Annotated in this window: 14 protein-coding genes and 1 riboswitch; of the genes, 3 read left to right on the top strand and 11 right to left on the bottom strand. The window is 47.7% G+C overall.

Going from position 1 to position 18,928, the window contains the following annotated elements; genetic code table 11:
• Positions 1 to 50 precede the first annotated feature (50 nt).
• Together ACWA2B_RS15760 and gcvH are read right to left on the bottom strand one after the other, a co-directional pair.
• Positions 51 to 1,529: a PTS mannitol transporter subunit IICB gene (locus tag ACWA2B_RS15760; protein WP_340956525.1), complete on the bottom strand. Its 1,479-nt coding sequence runs from the start codon at positions 1,527 to 1,529 to the stop codon at positions 51 to 53.
• A 427-nt stretch (positions 1,530 to 1,956) separates the two neighbouring features.
• On the bottom strand, positions 1,957 to 2,349 hold the full coding sequence (gene gcvH / locus ACWA2B_RS15755; protein ID WP_069012484.1) for a glycine cleavage system protein GcvH: 393 nt from the start codon (positions 2,347 to 2,349) through the stop codon (positions 1,957 to 1,959).
• A 392-nt stretch (positions 2,350 to 2,741) separates the two neighbouring features.
• Positions 2,742 to 2,841, top strand: a riboswitch (glycine riboswitch).
• A 176-nt stretch (positions 2,842 to 3,017) separates the two neighbouring features.
• Here gcvH and gcvT point away from each other — a divergent pair.
• The 3 genes from gcvT (at position 3,018) to gcvPB (ending at position 7,093) form a co-directional block, all read left to right on the top strand.
• Positions 3,018 to 4,118, top strand: coding sequence for a glycine cleavage system aminomethyltransferase GcvT (gcvT, locus tag ACWA2B_RS15750; protein ID WP_340886200.1), 1,101 nt, complete (start codon positions 3,018 to 3,020; stop codon positions 4,116 to 4,118).
• 126 nt (positions 4,119 to 4,244) lie between these two features.
• Positions 4,245 to 5,600, top strand: coding sequence for an aminomethyl-transferring glycine dehydrogenase subunit GcvPA (gcvPA, locus tag ACWA2B_RS15745; protein WP_342425132.1), 1,356 nt, complete (start codon positions 4,245 to 4,247; stop codon positions 5,598 to 5,600).
• Positions 5,597 to 7,093, top strand: a complete 1,497-nt coding sequence (gcvPB, locus tag ACWA2B_RS15740) for an aminomethyl-transferring glycine dehydrogenase subunit GcvPB (RefSeq protein WP_342425133.1) — start codon at positions 5,597 to 5,599, stop codon at positions 7,091 to 7,093. The genes gcvPA and gcvPB overlap by 4 nt, the downstream gene beginning before the upstream one ends.
• Positions 7,094 to 7,211: 118 nt before the next feature.
• On the opposite strand, the gene ptsP is transcribed toward gcvPB, so the two are convergent.
• From ptsP to galE, 9 genes are all read right to left on the bottom strand, one after another.
• Positions 7,212 to 8,924, bottom strand: coding sequence for a phosphoenolpyruvate--protein phosphotransferase (ptsP, locus tag ACWA2B_RS15735; RefSeq protein ID WP_029515702.1), 1,713 nt, complete (start codon positions 8,922 to 8,924; stop codon positions 7,212 to 7,214).
• Positions 8,917 to 9,192 carry an HPr family phosphocarrier protein gene (locus tag ACWA2B_RS15730; RefSeq protein ID WP_013372579.1) on the bottom strand — a complete coding sequence of 92 codons (276 nt, stop codon included), beginning with the start codon at positions 9,190 to 9,192 and terminating at the stop codon, positions 8,917 to 8,919. Before ACWA2B_RS15730 ends, ptsP begins: the two co-directional genes overlap by 8 nt.
• A gap of 110 nt (positions 9,193 to 9,302) precedes the next feature.
• Positions 9,303 to 11,348 carry a glucose-specific PTS transporter subunit IIBC gene (ptsG, locus tag ACWA2B_RS15725; RefSeq protein WP_029515703.1) on the bottom strand — a complete coding sequence of 682 codons (2,046 nt, stop codon included), beginning with the start codon at positions 11,346 to 11,348 and terminating at the stop codon, positions 9,303 to 9,305.
• Between the two features lie 238 nt (positions 11,349 to 11,586).
• On the bottom strand, positions 11,587 to 12,462 hold the full coding sequence (gene glcT, locus ACWA2B_RS15720) for a glucose PTS transporter transcription antiterminator GlcT (RefSeq protein WP_029515704.1): 876 nt from the start codon (positions 12,460 to 12,462) through the stop codon (positions 11,587 to 11,589).
• Positions 12,463 to 12,651: 189 nt separating this feature from the next.
• Positions 12,652 to 14,187, bottom strand: a complete 1,536-nt coding sequence (locus tag ACWA2B_RS15715) for a flotillin family protein (protein ID WP_039272892.1) — start codon at positions 14,185 to 14,187, stop codon at positions 12,652 to 12,654.
• Between the two features lie 48 nt (positions 14,188 to 14,235).
• Positions 14,236 to 14,754 (bottom strand): membrane protease regulatory membrane protein, encoded by a 519-nt coding sequence (locus tag ACWA2B_RS15710; RefSeq protein ID WP_029515706.1) that lies wholly within the window; start codon positions 14,752 to 14,754, stop codon positions 14,236 to 14,238.
• A 174-nt stretch (positions 14,755 to 14,928) separates the two neighbouring features.
• Positions 14,929 to 16,092, bottom strand: coding sequence for an iron-containing alcohol dehydrogenase (locus ACWA2B_RS15705; RefSeq protein WP_069012479.1), 1,164 nt, complete (start codon positions 16,090 to 16,092; stop codon positions 14,929 to 14,931).
• A gap of 184 nt (positions 16,093 to 16,276) precedes the next feature.
• Positions 16,277 to 17,920, bottom strand: a complete 1,644-nt coding sequence (locus tag ACWA2B_RS15700; RefSeq protein WP_165149657.1) for a UDP-glucose--hexose-1-phosphate uridylyltransferase — start codon at positions 17,918 to 17,920, stop codon at positions 16,277 to 16,279.
• Between the two features lie 17 nt (positions 17,921 to 17,937).
• Positions 17,938 to 18,927, bottom strand: coding sequence for a UDP-glucose 4-epimerase GalE (gene galE, locus ACWA2B_RS15695; RefSeq protein ID WP_029515709.1), 990 nt, complete (start codon positions 18,925 to 18,927; stop codon positions 17,938 to 17,940).
• Position 18,928: the final 1 nt, after the last annotated feature.

The raw sequence follows: 18,928 nt of genomic DNA, 5'->3' as shown, positions 1-18,928 counted from the left end.
CTCCAGCAGGAGACGTACACTGCATACAGTCCGCCTGACTATGACGGGGATTAAGAATCGGATTTCAGACGTTCAACCAGCGCTTCGTATTCAGGACTCTTCAGAAAATTGTCAATGGAAATGTGTTCAGCATTCGGGACTACTGTTTTAGCCCGGTCTGTCAACGTTTTTTGCGTAATGACAATATCCGCATCCTGTGGAATTTCACTGATTGCCGTATTCGTAACTGTTACGCCTACGCCCGCCTGCTTCATTTTTTTGCGTAAAATCGAGGCACCCATCGCGCTTGAACCCATACCTGCATCACAGGAAAAGACAATCTTGTTCACTTCGGATTTATCCTTGAGCGTTCGATCTGCGACAATCTCGGCAGCACGATCAGATTCGTGGTTATCTTCCATTACAGTGGCGTTAGCACTGGCACTCTTGCTTTGATTTTTCATATCTTTCAGGCGAGATGCAGCTTCCTCCAGCCCCTCTTCTTGTTGCTTACCTGTCTTGAGTAACACTGCTGCAACAGCAAAGGATACGACCGCAGCAGCGATCACCCCGCTCAGCATTGGCAAATATCCACCTTTTGGCGTCATTAGAAAATAGGCGATGATACTACCCGGTGAAGGAGCAGCAACCAGTCCGGCACCTGTCAACATGAAACAGAAGGTTCCCACAACACCGCCAGCTATAGCTGCAAGAATCAGAATCGGCTTCATCAAAATATAAGGGAAATAAATTTCATGAATCCCGCCGAAAAAATGAATGATGACTGCGCCAGGAGCTGACGACTTCGCAGAGCCTTTGCCGAACAGACAGTAGGCCAGCAAAATACCAAGCCCCGGCCCAGGGTTGGATTCCAGCATGAACAGTACGGATTTGCCTGTTCTTGCAGCTTCCTCCAACGCAATCGGACTCAATACTCCGTGATTCAGCGCGTTGTTTAAAAATAATACTTTTCCGGGCTCAATAATGAGGTTGACAAGCGGCAATAGCCCCGCGTTCACGAGGAACTGTACCCCTGCCGACAACACTTGACTGATCATTTGTACAACCGGGCCGATCGCCACATGGGCAAGCAGTGCTAGAATGGCACCGATAATCCCGGCCGAAAAATTATTGACCAGCATTTCAAAGCCTGATCTGACTTTGCCTTCAATGGCCTTGTCGAACTTCTTCAATATCCACGCAGCCAGCGGACCAGCTACCATCGCGCCCAGGAACATCGGGATATCGGCTCCTACTATGACACCCATCGTCATGATGGCACCGATCACACCTCCACGCTGTCCGTGAATCATCGTGCCCCCTGTATAACCAATCAGCAGCGGCAACAAATAATTTTTCATCGGATCAACCAACTGTGCAAAACCTTCGTTCGGGAACCATCCGGTCGGAATAAAGAGTGCCGTAATCAACCCCCACGCAATAAAGGCTCCCATATTGGGCATAACCATACCGCTAAGAAAACGGCCAAAACGCTGTACGGCGACACGAGTGCCTCCTTTTGAACTTGGCTTTGCGTCCAATGTACTCATATTCAAATCCTCCTTGTAGGTAAGCATCACTACCTTTTCTTAAAATTCATACTAAATGACAGCGCTATCTTCATCAACGAAATGAAAACGTACTTTCGTCATGAACGTTGATGACAACATTTAAATTTAAATTATCCAGGAAGATATTATACCTGCATAATTCTTCTTAATATGACCTGTAGCTATAGAAATTAGTCGAAAAACCGCGCTGGATTATGTATGATTCCTATATGGGGACAACCCACTATATCAGAACAACACACGTAATTACGTTTTCATAAAAAAGACAAAAAAATAGCCGCTACGTCAAATCATAGCGACTATTTTATACAAAAATCGAGCAAACTAACGATGCTCTTATTCAATTAAAAATCAATATAAAATTCCGAATAACACGCTATTATTTCATGCTGCATTGCTCTATTTATTACTCCGAAATCAACTGCTCATACTGATCCGCCGACAGTAGTTTGCCCAATGATTCCTCCACATCTTTATCCATCTCTACTTCTACCATCCAACCTTTGTCATATGGAGATTCATTCACTAGCTCAGGTGTACCTTCCAGCGCTTCATTCACTTTTAATATGGTTCCCGTCACCGGAGCAAAAAGGTCGGATACCGTCTTCACCGATTCAATCGTACCGATCTCCGCTCCCTGCTCAATCGTTACTCCCGCCTCAGGTAATTCTACAAAAACAATATCACCCAGTTGGTGCTGTGCAAAGTCTGTAATACCAATCCGCACCGTTCCATTCTCTGTCCGCTGAACCCACTCATGTTCGTCTGTATACCAAAGTTGCTGCTTCACTTCACCCATTCTGTTCCCCTCACTTCCATATGAATAAAATCGCATTTGCTCACCTGTATTAGACAGGTTAAGATTATGACAATAAGAACACTCATGTCAATAATACTAACAAAAATACTTCATATTACCTCCTATAGTGCTCTATATAAAAATATAATAATTTATAACAAACGCTTACATATCCTTATTTATATATTAAATGTTTTTTCTATTGTTTTTGATGACATTTTTATTGACATTTTGAATGAATTTGCGTATTAATGGGTTATAGCAAATACTTTGGGAAACACCCGACAACTGCAAACGCGGATGAACGCAGAGGGAGAGACTGCCAAAAAGATTCGCATAGCTGTTGCCGCTTGTGAGACAGTTGTGCACGCGAATCGGATCAAGTTGTTATCTGCAAAGCCAGGTAATATACTGCTGATCCCGAAGGTAGCGCCGAAGGAGTAAGCCTGCATTGCAGGTGAATCTCTCAGGCAAAAGGACCTCTGCCGGACGCATCTCTGGAGAGCATTCGCTATTGGAGCGGATCACCCAAGAGGAAACCCGGTACATACCGGGGTAACTTTCTGGTATCAAGGACAGAGCTGAAAAAAGAGTATAGACTGCTGTCTATACGTTTTTTTCGGCCTGTCTTTTTTGTTTAGCCGATTACACCGGATAGGAGTGGAAACATGACTAATTTGCGAAAAACACCGCTATATTCATCCTACGGGACGCAGTCTGGGGTTCGTTGTATTGACTTTGGAGGCTGGGAGCTCCCCGTTCAGTTTAGCGGCATTCAAAAGGAGCATGAGGCCGTCCGGCAACGTGCGGGTTTATTCGATGTATCGCATATGGGTGAGTTTTTGGTTGAAGGCAAAGAGGCCGAAGCTTTTCTACAAAGGGTGACCACGAATGATGTCAGCCAGTTGGAACCAGGTCAGGCACAATATTCACTCCTGTGTTACCCCGATGGAGGTGTAGTAGACGACCTGCTTGTTTACTGCAAAGGACCGGAACGCTACATGCTCGTTGTGAACGCCTCCAACATTGATAAGGATTGGGATTGGTTACTTCGTCATGTGCCTGCATCCGTTCACATGGAGAATGTGTCTGATGCAATAGCATTGCTGGCATTGCAGGGACCGGAAGCAGCACGTATTGCCGCAGCCGTGGCAGATACGGATATTACGAATCTGGCATCTTTCCACTTTCATGAGAACGTGCCATTGTTCGGAGCAAAAGCACTCGTCTCACGAACCGGATATACGGGCGAAGACGGTTTTGAATTTTACGTACCTGCCGCGGAAGCACCCGCCGTATGGGAGGGTTTGCTTCGTTCCGGTGAGTCGTATGGGCTGATTCCCGCTGGACTTGGTGCTCGGGATACACTACGCTTTGAGGCTCGGTTGCCGCTATACGGACAGGAGTTATCTGCCACAATTTCACCACTCGAAGCCGGTCTGGGTTTCTTCGTCAAGCTGAATAAAGGAGATTTTATCGGTAGAGAAGCACTTCAGCGTCAAAAAGAACAAGGGGTTCCTCGTAAATTGATCGGGCTAGAAATGATGGACCGCGGTATCCCACGCGCCCATTATCCGGTATTCGCAGAAGGACAACACATCGGTGAGGTCACAACGGGGACTCAGTCGCCCTCCTTGAAGCGTAATCTGGGCCTCGCCTTGGTGGACAGTCGTTTTAGCGCCCTCTCCACACCACTGGAGGTTGAGATTCGTGGCAAACGCCTGCGTGCCGAGGTGGTGGCAGCCCCCTTTTATAAGCGCCCACGCTGATCTTAAACTCTCCTTATTTCTATAAAGCAAACATGTCAGATATGTATTTCCGGGTTTTCATCTCACACTTTTTTATTAGCTCATTTACGGATTTAAAATTTTGCTTTTCGAAAGGAGCCAGAACCTATGAAGCAGCATCGTTATCTCCCTATGACTGAACAGGATCAAACCGAAATGCTGCGTGTGGTCGGTGTATCATCCATTGATGATTTATTCAGTGACATTCCAGAGGCCATTCGATATCAAGGGGAACTCCCTCTTTCTTCTCGACTCGATGAGAAAGCCTTAACCCGTCACTTGACCGAGCTGGCCGGACACAATGCCAATACAGACACACATGCCAGCTTTCTTGGCGCAGGAATTTATGATCATCATATTCCGTCCGTCATCCAGCACATCACTTCACGCTCAGAATTCTACACTGCCTACACCCCCTATCAGCCGGAAGTAAGCCAAGGCGAGCTACAAGCCATTTTCGAGTTTCAATCGTATATTTGCGAATTGACGGGCATGGCTGTAGCTAATGCCAGCATGTACGACGGAGCGACTGCACTGGCGGAAGCGGGCTCACTGTCCGCCGCAGCTACCCGCCGTAAACAGCTTATCGTATCGAGGTCCGTCCATCCAGAGGCACGTCAGGTATTGGCAACCTATGCACGCGGATTGAATTTGGACATCGTGGAGATCGGCTGTTCGGACGGTGTAACGGATGCTGATGCGTTAGCGGCGGCCGTATCGGAACAGACCGCGGCTGTTTTGGTCCAAAGCCCCAACTTTTTCGGAGCCGTGGAAAATCTACAGCCGATGGCTGACCTCATCCATGCACACAAAGGTCTTTTGGTCGTCAGTGCCAACCCACTGGCACTTGGCTTGCTGGAGACACCCGGCAAACAGGGCGCGGATATTGTGGTAGGAGACGCGCAGCCACTTGGCATCTCCTCTTCTCTCGGCGGTCCGACCTGTGGATACTTTGCCGTTTCTCAGGCACATATGCGCCGTATCCCCGGCCGTATTGTGGGTCAGACCACTGATCGCAATGGTAAACGCGGCTTCGTGCTGACCTTGCAAGCGCGCGAACAGCATATCCGCCGCGAAAAGGCCACCTCTAACATTTGTTCCAATCAAGCGTTGCTAGCTTTATCTGCATCTGTGTACTTGTCCGTCATGGGGAGACAGGGCATCCAGGAAGTAGCCGAGCTGAATTTGCATAAAAGCCGCTATGCGTTAGAACAATTGCTGAGCTTGAAAGGCGTAACTGCCTCATTTCACGCACCGACCTTTAACGAGTTTGCCCTTAGGCTGCCTGAAGGTACGGATGTGAGCAAACTTCAGGACAATCTGTTAGCTGCTGGATTTATCGCAGGCTATGATTTGGGCCGGGACTATCCGGAACTTGCGGGTCACATGCTGATTGCCGTGACGGAGCAAAGAACCAAAGAAGAGATCGACCAATTTGTACACACCTTGGAGGGATTGCTATGACACACACCGGACCGGACCAGAAACAAGAGCTGTTGAAGGAACACGATCAAGCGCTCATTTTTGAATTGAGCCGTCCGGGTCGCATCGCTTATTCCCTTCCCGAGTGCGACGTTCCTCGTCGCCCGGTGGCAGAGCTTTTGCCGGATTATGCGCTGCGCAGCGAACCTGCGGCATTACCCGAGGTATACGAAGTAGATGTTATTCGCCATTATACCGCCCTGTCCCAGCGCAACTTCGGCGTCGACAACGGATTTTATCCGCTTGGCTCGTGTACGATGAAATACAATCCAAAAGTGAATGAGGATGTCGCCCGTTACGCAGGCTTCGCTAAAATTCATCCATATCAGCCGGAGAATAGCATCCAGGGGGCTATGGAGCTGCTGCATACGCTCCAAAACGATCTGGCTGCGTTGACCGGCATGGATGCCGTCACGCTCCAGCCCGCTGCTGGCGCCCATGGCGAATGGACCGGGCTGATGATGATTCGCTCGTACCACGAGGCACGTGGTGAGCGACGTACCAAGGTGCTCGTGCCGGATTCCTCGCACGGTACGAACCCCGCCAGTGCAACCGTCGCGGGCTTCGAAACAATCACCCTTCCCTCCACCCCTGAGGGGCTGGTGGATCTGGACGCGCTCCGCCAAGCGGTAGGCAACGACACCGCTGCGCTCATGCTGACCAATCCGAACACGCTGGGCTTGTTCGAGAAGCAAATTACTGACATTGCCGCGATCGTGCATGACGCAGGTGGTCTGCTCTACTATGACGGGGCAAACTCCAACGCCATCATGGGGATTACCCGCCCCGGGGACATGGGCTTCGATGTGGTGCATCTCAATTTGCACAAAACGATGAGTACTCCGCACGGTGGAGGCGGCCCTGGCGCTGGACCCGTCGGCGTAAAGCAGCGGCTGATACCCTATTTGCCCAAGCCGTTTGTCGTACGTGATCCGCAGGGTGTGTACCGCTGGGATCGGGAGCAGGGAGATTCTATTGGGCGGGTCAAAGCCTTTTACGGAAACTTCGGCATTCTCGTCCGAGCCTATGCCTATATCCGCAGCTACGGTCCTGATGGCTTGAAGCGAGTGTCCGAATGCGCTGTACTCAATGCCAATTATATGATGCATCGGCTCGCTCCACATTTTGATCTGCCCTACCCTGGACATTGCAAACACGAATTCGTGATGTCGGGGCGAGGCTTGAAAAAATTTGGAGTGCGCACGCTTGATGTAGCCAAACGGCTGCTTGATTTCGGCTACCATCCACCTACAATTTACTTTCCGCTGAATGTAGAGGAGTGCATCATGATCGAGCCCACGGAAACGGAAAGTAAGGAAACACTTGATGCTTTTGTCGACACTATGATTCATATTGCGCGGGAAGCAGAAGAGAACCCTGAGCTGGTGCTCAATGCACCATATACTACTCCAGTCACACGATTGGACGAAACTACCGCAGCCCGCAAACCTGTACTGAATTGCTCATGCAGTTAAAACAAATTCTACTTAAAGCATGCAAAAAAGCCGGTATCTAATTAGATACCGGCTGCTGTATGTACACAGCAATTTTTTGTTGGAAAAAGATATAACCTTTGAAATGTAATACCCTTCCTTAGCCTTCGATGCTTTGAACCAATTCAACAACCTGTTCTGCTGTTTGCATGTCCAGAGCTTTTGTAGCCAGTTTTTCCATGTCCGCACGGGACAACTTGGAAATTTGACTACGTGCTGGCAGAATGGAAGTGGCGCTCATACTGAACTCATCAAGTCCGAGACCCAGCAGCAACGGAATTGCTGTTGTATCTCCTGCCATTTCGCCACACATACCAACCCAACGTCCTTCACGGTGAGCAGCATCAATAACCATTTTCACCAGACGCAGAATGGATGGATTGTATGGTTGATACAGGTAAGAAACCCGCTCGTTCATGCGATCCGCTGCCATTGTGTATTGAATCAGATCGTTTGTACCGATACTGAAGAAATCTACTTCTTTTGCGAATTGGTCAGCCAATACCGCTGTAGAAGGAATTTCTACCATGATGCCCAGTTGAATTTCTTCGGATACGGATACACCCTCAGCTACCAACTTTTCCTTTTCTTCCAACAAAACAGCTTTAGCTTCACGGAATTCGTTCAGCGTAGCAATCATTGGGAACATGATGCGCAAGTTACCATGCACACTCGCACGCAACAAAGCACGCAATTGAGTGCGGAAAATATCCTGGCGATCCAGACACAGGCGAATAGCACGGAATCCGAGGAACGGATTCATTTCTTTCGGCAGGTCCAGATAAGGAAGTTCTTTGTCACCACCGATATCCAAAGTACGGACTACAACCGGTTTACCTTCCATTCTTTCCAGAACGGTTTTGTACGCTGTATACTGTACTTCTTCGGATGGAAGCTTATCGCGTCCCATGTACAAGAACTCCGTACGGTACAAGCCAACGCCTTCACCACCGTTGTCCAGGACACCAGCTACATCATTAGGCGTACCAATATTGGCTGCCAGTTCGACATGGACACCATCGACAGAAACCGTAGCTTCGCCGCGCAGCTTGCGCCACTCTTCGCGTTGCTTGTCGTATGCCACTTGTTTAGCACGGTATTCTGCAACAATCTCTTCGGTAGGGTTCACGAATACGTGACCATCCAAACCATCAACGATAATCAAATCGCCGCTTTTAGCTTGAGACAATATATTTTTCGTTCCCACAACTGCAGGAATTTCAAGTGAGCGAGCCATAATAGCCGAATGCGAAGTACGTCCGCCGATATTCGTTGCAAAACCTTTAACAAATTCACGGTTCAGCTGAGCTGTGTCGGAAGGTGTCAAATCTTCTGCAAGCACAATCGTTTCTTCGGCAATTTCTGCAGGACTAACAAAATGAACACCAAGCAGGTGATTCAGGATCCGCTTGGTTACATCACGCATGTCCGATGCGCGTTCTTGCAAATAGGCACTTTTCATGTTTTCAAACATGGAAATGAACTGTGTAGCTACTTCATTCAAAGCATAGTCAGCATTAAGCTGCTCGTCTCTGATTTTAGCTTTAACCGGATCGATCAATTCAGGGTCATTCAAAATGAGCAGGTGAGATGCAAAAATTTCTGCTTTTTTCTCTCCCAGTTCCTTAAGCGTTTTCTCCTTAATCGATTCCAATTCGGTTTGAGATTGTGCCAAAGCCGCATCCAATCTTGCGATTTCAGCTTCAACATCACCAACCGCGCGTCTCTCTACAGCGTAATTCGGATGCTCCAAGATAAACGCCCGGGCAATGGCTATGCCTGCCGAAGCGGCAATCCCAGAAATCTTAAGCATGAACTTCGCCCAGCCCTTCGTTGACGATTACATTTTCAAGAGCTTTCAGTGCTTCGGCAGCTTCAGCGCCTTCGCAGATAATGTTAATAGTATCGCCTTGTTCCAGACCCAGAGACAATACACCCAGAATGGATTTCAAAGTTACTTTTTTACCGTTAGCTTCGGCAAAAGATTCAGCACCGCTGAATTTGTTAGCTGTATTTACCAGCGCAGTTGCAGGACGTGCATGGATACCGTCTTCATCCGTAATTCTAAAAGTTGTTTGCATAATTTGTTCCTCCCACTTTCCTAAAGATAATATTTGTTTACACGCAGTATACCGAATAATTGATCAGACGGCCTAAGCCGCCTAATCAACTAATCCGAAACACATAGAGTTTATTTTATCGTAATTATACCATCTTCGCCAGCCTTCAATACTCCAGTTTTGTTTAAAGTTACCGAAGAACCTTCAGGAAGGTTAGTAAAAATGACAGGTGAGATGATGGATTTAGCGTTTGCCTTCACGTATTCCAGGTCTACTTTCATAATAGGCTGGCCAGCTGACACAAGATCGCCTTCGTTCACCAAAACGTCAAATCCTTGACCTTTAAGCTTCACTGTATTCACCCCGATATGAACAAGCACTTCTTTACCGCCATCGGATTGGATACCAACCGCATGCTTGCTCGGGAATACATTGAATACTTTGCCGTAAACAGGGGACACAATCGTTCCATCATTTGGCACGACCGCAAAGCCGTCACCTGTCATACGTTCTGCAAATACCGGATCGGGAACCGTCGAGATATCAACCAATTCGCCGTTAACAGGCATTACAATATCTTCTACAATAATGGTTTGTTGTTCTTCTCCAGCTTCCTTCTCCTCTTGTGGAGCAGGTTGCGCCGGAGCTGGTGCAGGTGTACGTCCAGCCATGATATCAGCCATTTGAGATTTAATGGTGTCGGAACGTGTGCCGAAAATTGCCTGTACATTGTTACCGACTTCAAGGACACCCGATGCGCCAAGTTGTTTCAGACGAGCTTTGTCAACGTTTGATTTCTCATTAACCTCGATCCGAAGACGTGTGATACAAGCATCCAGATGCTTGATATTCGATGAACCGCCGAAAGCTGCCAAAATGTTGTGTGGGAGCTCATCACTACTACCAGTTGCTGCGCCATCCACATTTTCTGTGGCTTCTTCACGCCCTGGTGTTTTCAAGTTGAATTTCCGTATGATGAATCGGAATCCGAAGTAATAAATAACTGCCAAAATCAGACCGACGATGATTACATACCACCAAGGCGTACGGGTTGGAATAATCCCGAAAATCAGGAAGTCAATAAATCCGCCTGAGAAGGTCATACCGATTTTGACATGTAAAATTTGCATGGTCATAAATGACAGACCTGCGAATATACAGTGTACTGCAAACAGCAGTGGAGCTACGAACAGGAAGGAAAATTCCAGTGGCTCCGTAATACCTGTCAAGAACGAAGTCAATGCTGCTGAACCCATAATACCTGCTACATATTTTTTGTGTTCTGGTCTTGCTTCATGGTACATCGCAAGCGCTGCTGCTGGCAAACCGAACATCATGAATGGGAATTTACCCACTTGGAACGTACTTGCTGTCAAAGCCACTCCGTCGCGAAGCTGGCTGAAGAAGATCTGCTGGTCACCGTGAACGGTTTGACCTGCTTTGTTAACATATTCACCAAACTCAAACCAGAACGGTGAATACCAAATGTGATGCAAACCAAATGGAATCAGCGCGCGTTCGATAACCCCGAACAGGAACGCCGACAAAGTCGGGTTGGAATACACCATAAAGTGAGATACTGCGTTAAGTCCTTGTTGAACTGGAGGCCAGATCAGAACCAGTGCTAGTCCGACAATAAGTGAGGATACCGCCGTTGCAATTGGAACGAAACGCTTACCCGCGAAAAAGCCCAGATACGAAGGAAGCTCAATTTTGAAAAAGCGGTTGTACATGGCTGCGGCCAGTATACCGATGATTATCCCGCCGAACACCCCGGTTTGAAGCGTTGGAATTCCCAACACGTTCGCATAACCCGGTATTTTTTGAGCAATCAGACCAGGTGTGACACCCACGGCTGTACCCAGAGTAATGTTCATAACGAGGTAACCGATGATGGCAGCCAAACCTGCTACACCTTCACCGCCCGCCAGACCGACGGCTACGCCGACTGCGAACAACAGTGCCAGATTATCAAAAACGATTTGTCCGGCATTCATCATGATCGTCGCAACCGATTGAACCCAGCCCGCATTTAATGCCGGAATGTACTGGAGAAAATCAGGATTGACCAGCATGTTACCGATACCCAATAAAAGCCCCGCAGCTGGCAAAATCGCTACAGGAAGCATTAATGCTTTACCGACACGCTGTAAAACGCCGAAAAGCTTTTTAAACATACCTTCCACATCCTTCTCTGAAATTTAGAACAGAGGCAAAACAACAAAAAAGGCATGAGCCGATTTAAGTATGTTTGAAAACAACCTTGGGATATAGCTTACCCCAGTAGGCTGTAAACAATCATAACTTAAAGCAACTCATGCCTGATCGAATCAGTAACACGTTAAATGTTCAGTTGTTGTCTTCCTCATTGCAGAATTGATTATAGCACCCCGCTAAATGCGAGGCAATACTTTTTTATTCCGGTTTTATCACTTTTTGTTGCTCCCCCTGCTCTTTGCGTTGGGACAACCGCTGCAGATGCATTGTCAAATAACTAACCTCAGCCGGATAAACAGGTTTACGTAGCCTTTTTTCCATAATCTTCGTCAGTTTCCAGGACAGCATATACATTTCTGGATATTCTTCATTCAAAAGCTTGTCCAATCGATAAATTTCCTGCACAATCTCTCCCCGGCGCACACGTTCAATCGCAAACCTCAGATGAGTCAGCAGTCGAGAATAATCAAGGGATTGGAGAGGAATTCGATAATCCAGTGTCGTCTCGACAACCTGAACCATATCAGCAATCAGACGAGAATCCTTCCTAACCTCGGAAATATGCTGGTTTGTCATGGCGCTATAAATATGCAGGGCCACGAATCCGATTTCATCTTCTCCCAGATCTACATTCATCTTATCCCTGATTAAAGCAACAGCCTGCTCAGCCATCTTGTATTCCTGAGGATATATTTCCCTAGTCTCATACAAAAACGGATTATGAATCGTAATTCCCTGTTTATGACGGTTGATGGAAAAAGCGATATGGTCAGTTAAAGCAATCAGAATGTGCTCATTTAGAGGCTTCTTTGCTTGAAGCTGAACAAGATGAAGCACCTCACCGATGACCTCGATGAGCTTTTCATCCAGCTCAGGAAGCAACCGTTTGTATTGCTCCTGTTCTTCATGGCTTTTTAATATAAATAATTTTTCAACTGAATCCAACGGCATAAGATCGCCGGGTCTGCGATTGAAACCGATTCCTTTTCCAATCACGACAACCTCATCATGCTCGGGGTGCATTCCTATAATCACATTGTTATTCAGCGCTTTGGCCACTTTTAGGCTGCTCACATCCGCACCTCTTTTATCAGAACCTTGATCCTAAGAATTATAGCATGAAGCTCAGAGGAATCCACGTTAAAGTACCAAATATTCGGCTAAAGGTCAATAAAAAGAAAACGCTTTTCATCACATTGCCGGAAAATGCTGTGATGAAAAGCGGTCTTTTGGTTAGGGATAGAAGCTCCCAAAGACTTATCGTTATTCTTTATCTGTTAGTGCTGCCTCCACCGAGGCTGGAAGAGGCTGCTTGTTCGCTTCACCGGAGGACGGCACGGAATGAAGGCCTTTTTTCCCAGTGGTCAGCCCCTTGATTAACTGCTCCACATCAATACCAGATACACTTTTCAGCATCTCGGGCGCCGTAGCCATCAATTCGGTGACATAATTGCTGACACGCGCTGCTCCTTCTCCTTTTCCCGTATCAACTACGGTGAGTTTATCGATGGACGCAATCGGTTCGGCAATACGTCCAGCCAGCTCAGGCAGCATTTTTACGATAATATCGAGCACGGCAGCCTCTCCAAACTTCTGGAACGCCTCCGCCAGTTTTTCCTTGGCCTCCGCTTCTGCAAGTCCACGCAAACGGATGACATCTGCGTCTGCCGTACCTTTGGCGCGTTCGGCATCCGCTTCTGCTTGCCCGTTTAGACGTTTTTGTTCAGCTGACGCTTTAGCCTGTGTCTCAATCGAGTATTGCAGTGATTCAGCCTCACGCATTTTACGCGATTTATCTGCTTCCGCCGCTTGTTCGACCGCATACCGATCGGCTTCTGCCTTCTTTTTCACTTCCGCATCATATTGCTTTTCACGTACCTGTATTTCCTTGGATTGAAGGTCAATTTCCCGTTCTTTGCGCACCAGCTCGACCTTCATCTGCTCCTCGACGGCAGTCTGCTTGGCACGGGCCTCCTGGATGTGATAAGCCTGATCGGCTTCTGCCTTCGCTGTATCCTGTTCTTTTTTAAACGAAGCCACTTTCAGTTCTTTCTCTTTGGCTGCCTCGGCAATGTTGGTATCTCGCAGCAGTTCGGCCTTCTGGCCTTCCTGTTCCGCACGCGCCTTCTGAATCCGGGCATCCCGCACAGCTTCGGCTTCCGCAATCTCAGCATCCCGTTTCACAGCGGCAATTCTCGGCTTACCAAGCGCATCCAGATATCCGTGCTTATCACGCACATCTTTGATGGTGAATGAAACAATTTGCAAGCCCATTTTTTTTAGATCACGAGCAGCCACGCCCTGTACTTCCTGCGCAAACCGATCCCGATTACGATATACTTCCTCCACTGTCATCGAGCCGAGGATTGCGCGTAAATGCCCTTCCAGCACTTCCTGAGCCTCTCCCCTAAGAGCCTCCAGTGGCTTCCCGATGAACTGCTCGGCTGCTGTAGCCACATCTTCAATAGAACTGCCGACCTTGATGATCGCCACACCATCCGCAATCACGGGAACTCCTTGCTCCGTATACACTTCCGGTGTGGTTACGTCCAGTTTATGGGACAACAGAGAGATGAATTCGGACTGCTGGAAAATAGGCCAAATGAAGGCCCCCCCGCCGCGTACAATTTTAATTTTACGTCCAGAGTCATCCTCGGAAATATTTTTATTTCCCAGAAAAGAACCCGTCACGATCATCCCTTCATCCGGCCCTACCGTTTTGTAGCGGGCCCAAAAAGCGATCCCTAATATGACGATAACGATAACAACAATCCCAGGGACCAGCACAATATCTTGCAAATTTGACACTCCCGATCACGCTCCCTTCAAGTTAAGCGATTGCGCCGTCTAGGTGTCCAGGTACGCTACGCGGACGACGCCCTCTGCGACCTCAACCACGACGATACGGGTTCCCGCAGCAAGCGGTTTGTGATCAAAGCTCGATGCTGTATGTATGGTGTTGCCTGCACCCAAGCGGATCATAACCTCCCCGTAACCAACCTCAGGAACAGGAATGGTGACCTCACCAATCCGGCCAGTCAGCTCACGCATGGAGAAGCCGCTGGATACCTCCGAATTCGCCATGGGTTTGATAAACGCAAAGAACACGAGTATTCCGATGACAAACGAAATCCCTAAAGCAAGCACGACGACCCATCCCGTGCTCAGCCCGGTATACTTTGTCAGCAGTACTCCAGCTCCGCCAAAAGCGGTCATGGCTCCAAGTAAAACGACAGGTCTGAACCAATCAAGGCCCGGCAGCTCCAATGCACCATCCAGCCAACTACCGAGTACATCCCCGATCAGCACACTGACCACGGTAAAGATAGCGCCCCCTGCCAATAGCCACCAAAATATGGTTTCCATGCGACTCCTCCTTCCATGTACCTTTTCAGTCTGGTTTCCAGTCTATAACTATGTTTACGTATTCAACCTAAAAAAGTTTCAAAATTTTCCTCCAATATCCCAAATCAAACCCAAAAAAGCACGTTCGTACGTCTAATGACGCACAAACGTGCTTTAAATGATACAAATGTCGTTTTACAGGGATGCTTTGTAAATTTCGACTACATCTTCGCGATTGAGCTTGTTAAAGCCACCAAAAGATCCGAATTTCACAGCTTTATCAGCCATAACATCGATTTTGGACGCATCAATCTCGTAATCAGCCAGACGGCTTGGTGCACCAATCGAGTTCCAGAAATCACGCAACGCCTGAATACCTTCCAGCGCCACTTCCTCATCACTCTTGCCTTCTGGGTTTACATGGAACACATTGACAGCCAGTTGTTTGAAGCGTTCAGGCTTCACATGCAGATTGTGTTTCATCCAGTTCGGGAACAGAATAGCCAGTCCTCCACCATGTGGAATATCATAAACAGCAGACACCGCATGCTCGATATTGTGAGTAGCCCAGTCACCTGTCAGCCCCATGTTCAGGAAGCCGTTCAGCGCCATCGTACCACAATACATAATTGTTTCACGCAGCTCGTAGTTTTCCAGATCGTTGACCAGACCTGGAGCCGCGTCCATTACCGTACGCAAAATCGTTTCGCACCAGCCAAGTTGGACCGGAGTATTGGATTCCAGATGGAAATAATGCTCCAGCGTGTGTGACATCATATCTACGATTCCGTAAACCGTTTGATTTTGCGGCAGTGAGTATGTGTTCACTGGATCAAGAATAGAAAACGCAGGGAACGCAAATACGCTGCCCCAGCCCAATTTTTCCTGTGTTTTTTCATTTGTAATAACAGAACCCGCATTCATTTCAGAACCAGTGGCTGCCATAGTTAAAACCGTACCTAATGGCAATGCTGCCTGTGGTGCCGCTTTACGCTCTGCAAAATCCCACATGTCGCCATCATATTTTGCACCAACAGCAATGGCTTTGGAACAATCCAGCACACTACCGCCTCCTACAGCCAGAACGAGGTCGATTTGATGTGTTTTACACAATTCCACGCCTTTATGTACTGTAGATAAGCGAGGATTCGGTTCCACACCAGCCAGTTCCGTTACCTCTGCACCGATTTCACCAAGCAAACCTATTACATTATCATACAAGCCGCTGCGCTTAATGCTGCCGCCGCCATATACAAGCAATACACGTTTACCATATTTAGGAACTTCACGCTTGAGAGCCTCCAATTGTCCTTTACCGAAGATCAATTGTGTAGGATTATAAAATTCGAATGCTTTCATCGCAAACGCTCGCCTCCAATAGTTCTAAAGTTTAATATTAAGAAACTACTCTATTATAACCTTTTCGGTTACAGGAAACAAATCTGCTTTGTTTTCAGAAAAAAACCACACTCCTTGAGGAGCATGGTTCCATGTCATATCTTGGGAGGGTTCTCGTAGTATAGTATGTGCTTCGCAAGCAATTTTATTCTCCCAAAGTATATCCCAATTGTTTCATAAAACGACCAAAGGCCTGCTGTCCGGACGGATTCCGTTTATATACTCCTGCATGCTCTAAAATTTCACTGAATTTCAGTCCAACCTCATTTTGTATGGTACGAACAGCCGTCTCCTTGTCAGGCAAACGACCGAACCGAGTGTTTAACTGGTAAATCCAGTCTGCATGCTTAAACAGCGGATGTCCTTCTTGCTGTACAGCCACAGCCAGTTTGTCATCCCCACACAAAATATCTGCAATTCCATCCAGTTCATCCTTGAGCCGCCCCGGTAATATGGCAAGTCCCATAACTTCGATCAGACCGATATTTTCCTTCTTGATGTGATGCATCTCGCGGTGAGGATGAAAAATACCTTCCGGGTACTCTTCACTCGTTCGGTTGTTGCGCAGTACGAGATCCATCTGATACCTGCCTTCGGAATCACGGCGCACAATCGGCGTCACAGTATTATGCGGAATCGTTTCCCCCTCTTGCTCTGTATGAGAGAGGACATCAGCTACAGGATCACTATAAGCTTTCCAGGCTTCAAAAGCAGCATTTCCCGCTTCCAACAGCGCCTCGGCATCTGTTGACGTAAAACGGATGACCGACATCGGCCAATTTACAATCCCTGCTGTAACCTGCGGGAACGCTTCATTATGGTATACGCCGTCCACACCCGCTTTTTCAATTGGGAATGTATGACGACCACCCTGAAAATGATCATGGGTCAGAATCGATCCGCCGACAATCGGCAGATCCGCATTGGAGCCAATAAAATAATGCGGAAACGCTTTCGTAAAGGCCAGTAATCGGCGCAGTGTATCCTTCGTGAGCTTCATCGGTACATGATTATGATGGAACACGATGCAATGCTCGTTGTAATACACATAGGGTGAATATTGAAAAAACCACGGTTCCCCATTCAATTCCACCGGAATGATACGCAAATTTTGACGGGACGGATGATTTACTCTTCCTGCATATCCAACGTTTTCACGGCATAATTGACACTTGGGATAAACAGGCGGCGGCAAAAGCTTCGCCATCGCAATTTCCTTGGGACTTTTTTCTGGCTTGGACAAATTAATCGTAATTTCCATATCTCCGTAAGATGTCGACTGATTCCAGTACACATTGCTGGCAACCCGATCCATTCGGATGTAGTTCGAATCGATAGATAATTGATAAAAAGCATCTGTCGCCGCCTCTATGCCACGTTCAGTCTTCGTTTGATGAAAGTCACGGATAACTTCAGATGGTCTCGCCATCAGTAGGCCCATAATTTTGGAATCCAGCAAATCACGATACGTATCTGTGTTTTCGGGGATAAGGCCTATGGCAAAACCATAATCTATCAATACATTAAGCACAGGCTGGAGGGCTTCAGGGGCCATAATGCCCCCTACATCCCTACCTGAATAAGGCTCGGAAAAACCAAACTGATCCAATAACAAATTACGGCTGTAATCTGTGTCTTGCGGACCGATCAAGCCCTTATTTTGTGCGAATGCAACCAGTTGCTCCACCGCATATAGAGCCGACTGCTGTACAGTTTCGTCGATGTCATGGGCCAGATGCCGGGAATGTTCCCGGCCTTGGCCTTTATCTGCAGATTGGCGCTCGCTCATATGTCATCGTCTCCCGTCTATTCGTCGCCGTAGCCGTGAGGGTGCGACTGATGCCATCCCCATGCTCCGCTAATAATATCCTCCAGTTGGGTACGCGCTGGACTCCAGCCCAACACCGAACGAGCCTTGTCAGAAGATGCAACCAATATCGCTGGATCGCCTGCGCGGCGAGGTTCTGTCACAACTGGAATCTCGAGCCCGGTGACCTTGCGTGCTGTCTCAATTACTTCTTTCACAGAGAAGCCCTGTCCGTTGCCCAGATTGAACACGTTGCTGTCATTGCCTTCGCGCAAATAATTTACTGCACGCACATGAGCATCCGCCAGATCACTTACGTGAATGTAATCCCGAACACATGTGCCGTCAGGTGTCGCATAGTCCTCACCAAACACAGCGATGTGTGGACGCTGTTTCAAGGCTGTCTGGAGCACCAATGGGATCAGATGACTTTCTGGTCGGTGATCTTCGCCGATCTTGCCGCTCTCATGCGCACCAGCCGCATTAAAATACCGTAAAGACACATATTTGATGCCTAAAACTTTATCAAACCACGACATCATGCGCTCCATCATCAGCTTTGTTTCACCATACACGTTGGTTGGCTCTGTACGGTCACCCTCTTCAATCGGCACCTTTTCCGGTTCGCCGTAGGTAGCCGCAGTAGAGGAAAATACAATTCGGCGCACTCCGGCATCTTTCATCGCCTCCAACAAGCTCAGCGTGCCAAATACATTGTTGTCGTAATATTTACCAGGATTTTGCATACTTTCTCCAACCAGCGAGTTGGCTGCAAAATGGATAACTGCATCGATACTATTTTCAGAGAACAGTTTGGACAGTAATTCTTTATCCCTCAAATCCCCTTCATACAACTTGCCCCCAAGCAACGCTGCTTTGTGCCCTGTTTGCAAATTATCCAGCACCACAACTTCTTCTCCCAGATTCAACAATTCTGCTACGGTATGTGAACCGATATATCCAGCTCCACCTGTTACTAAAATGGCCATG

The organism is Paenibacillus sp. CMM36 (assembly GCF_053570945.1).
Note: the sequence above shows the minus strand (reverse complement) of the source record. Positions and strands in the feature narration are given on the sequence as shown.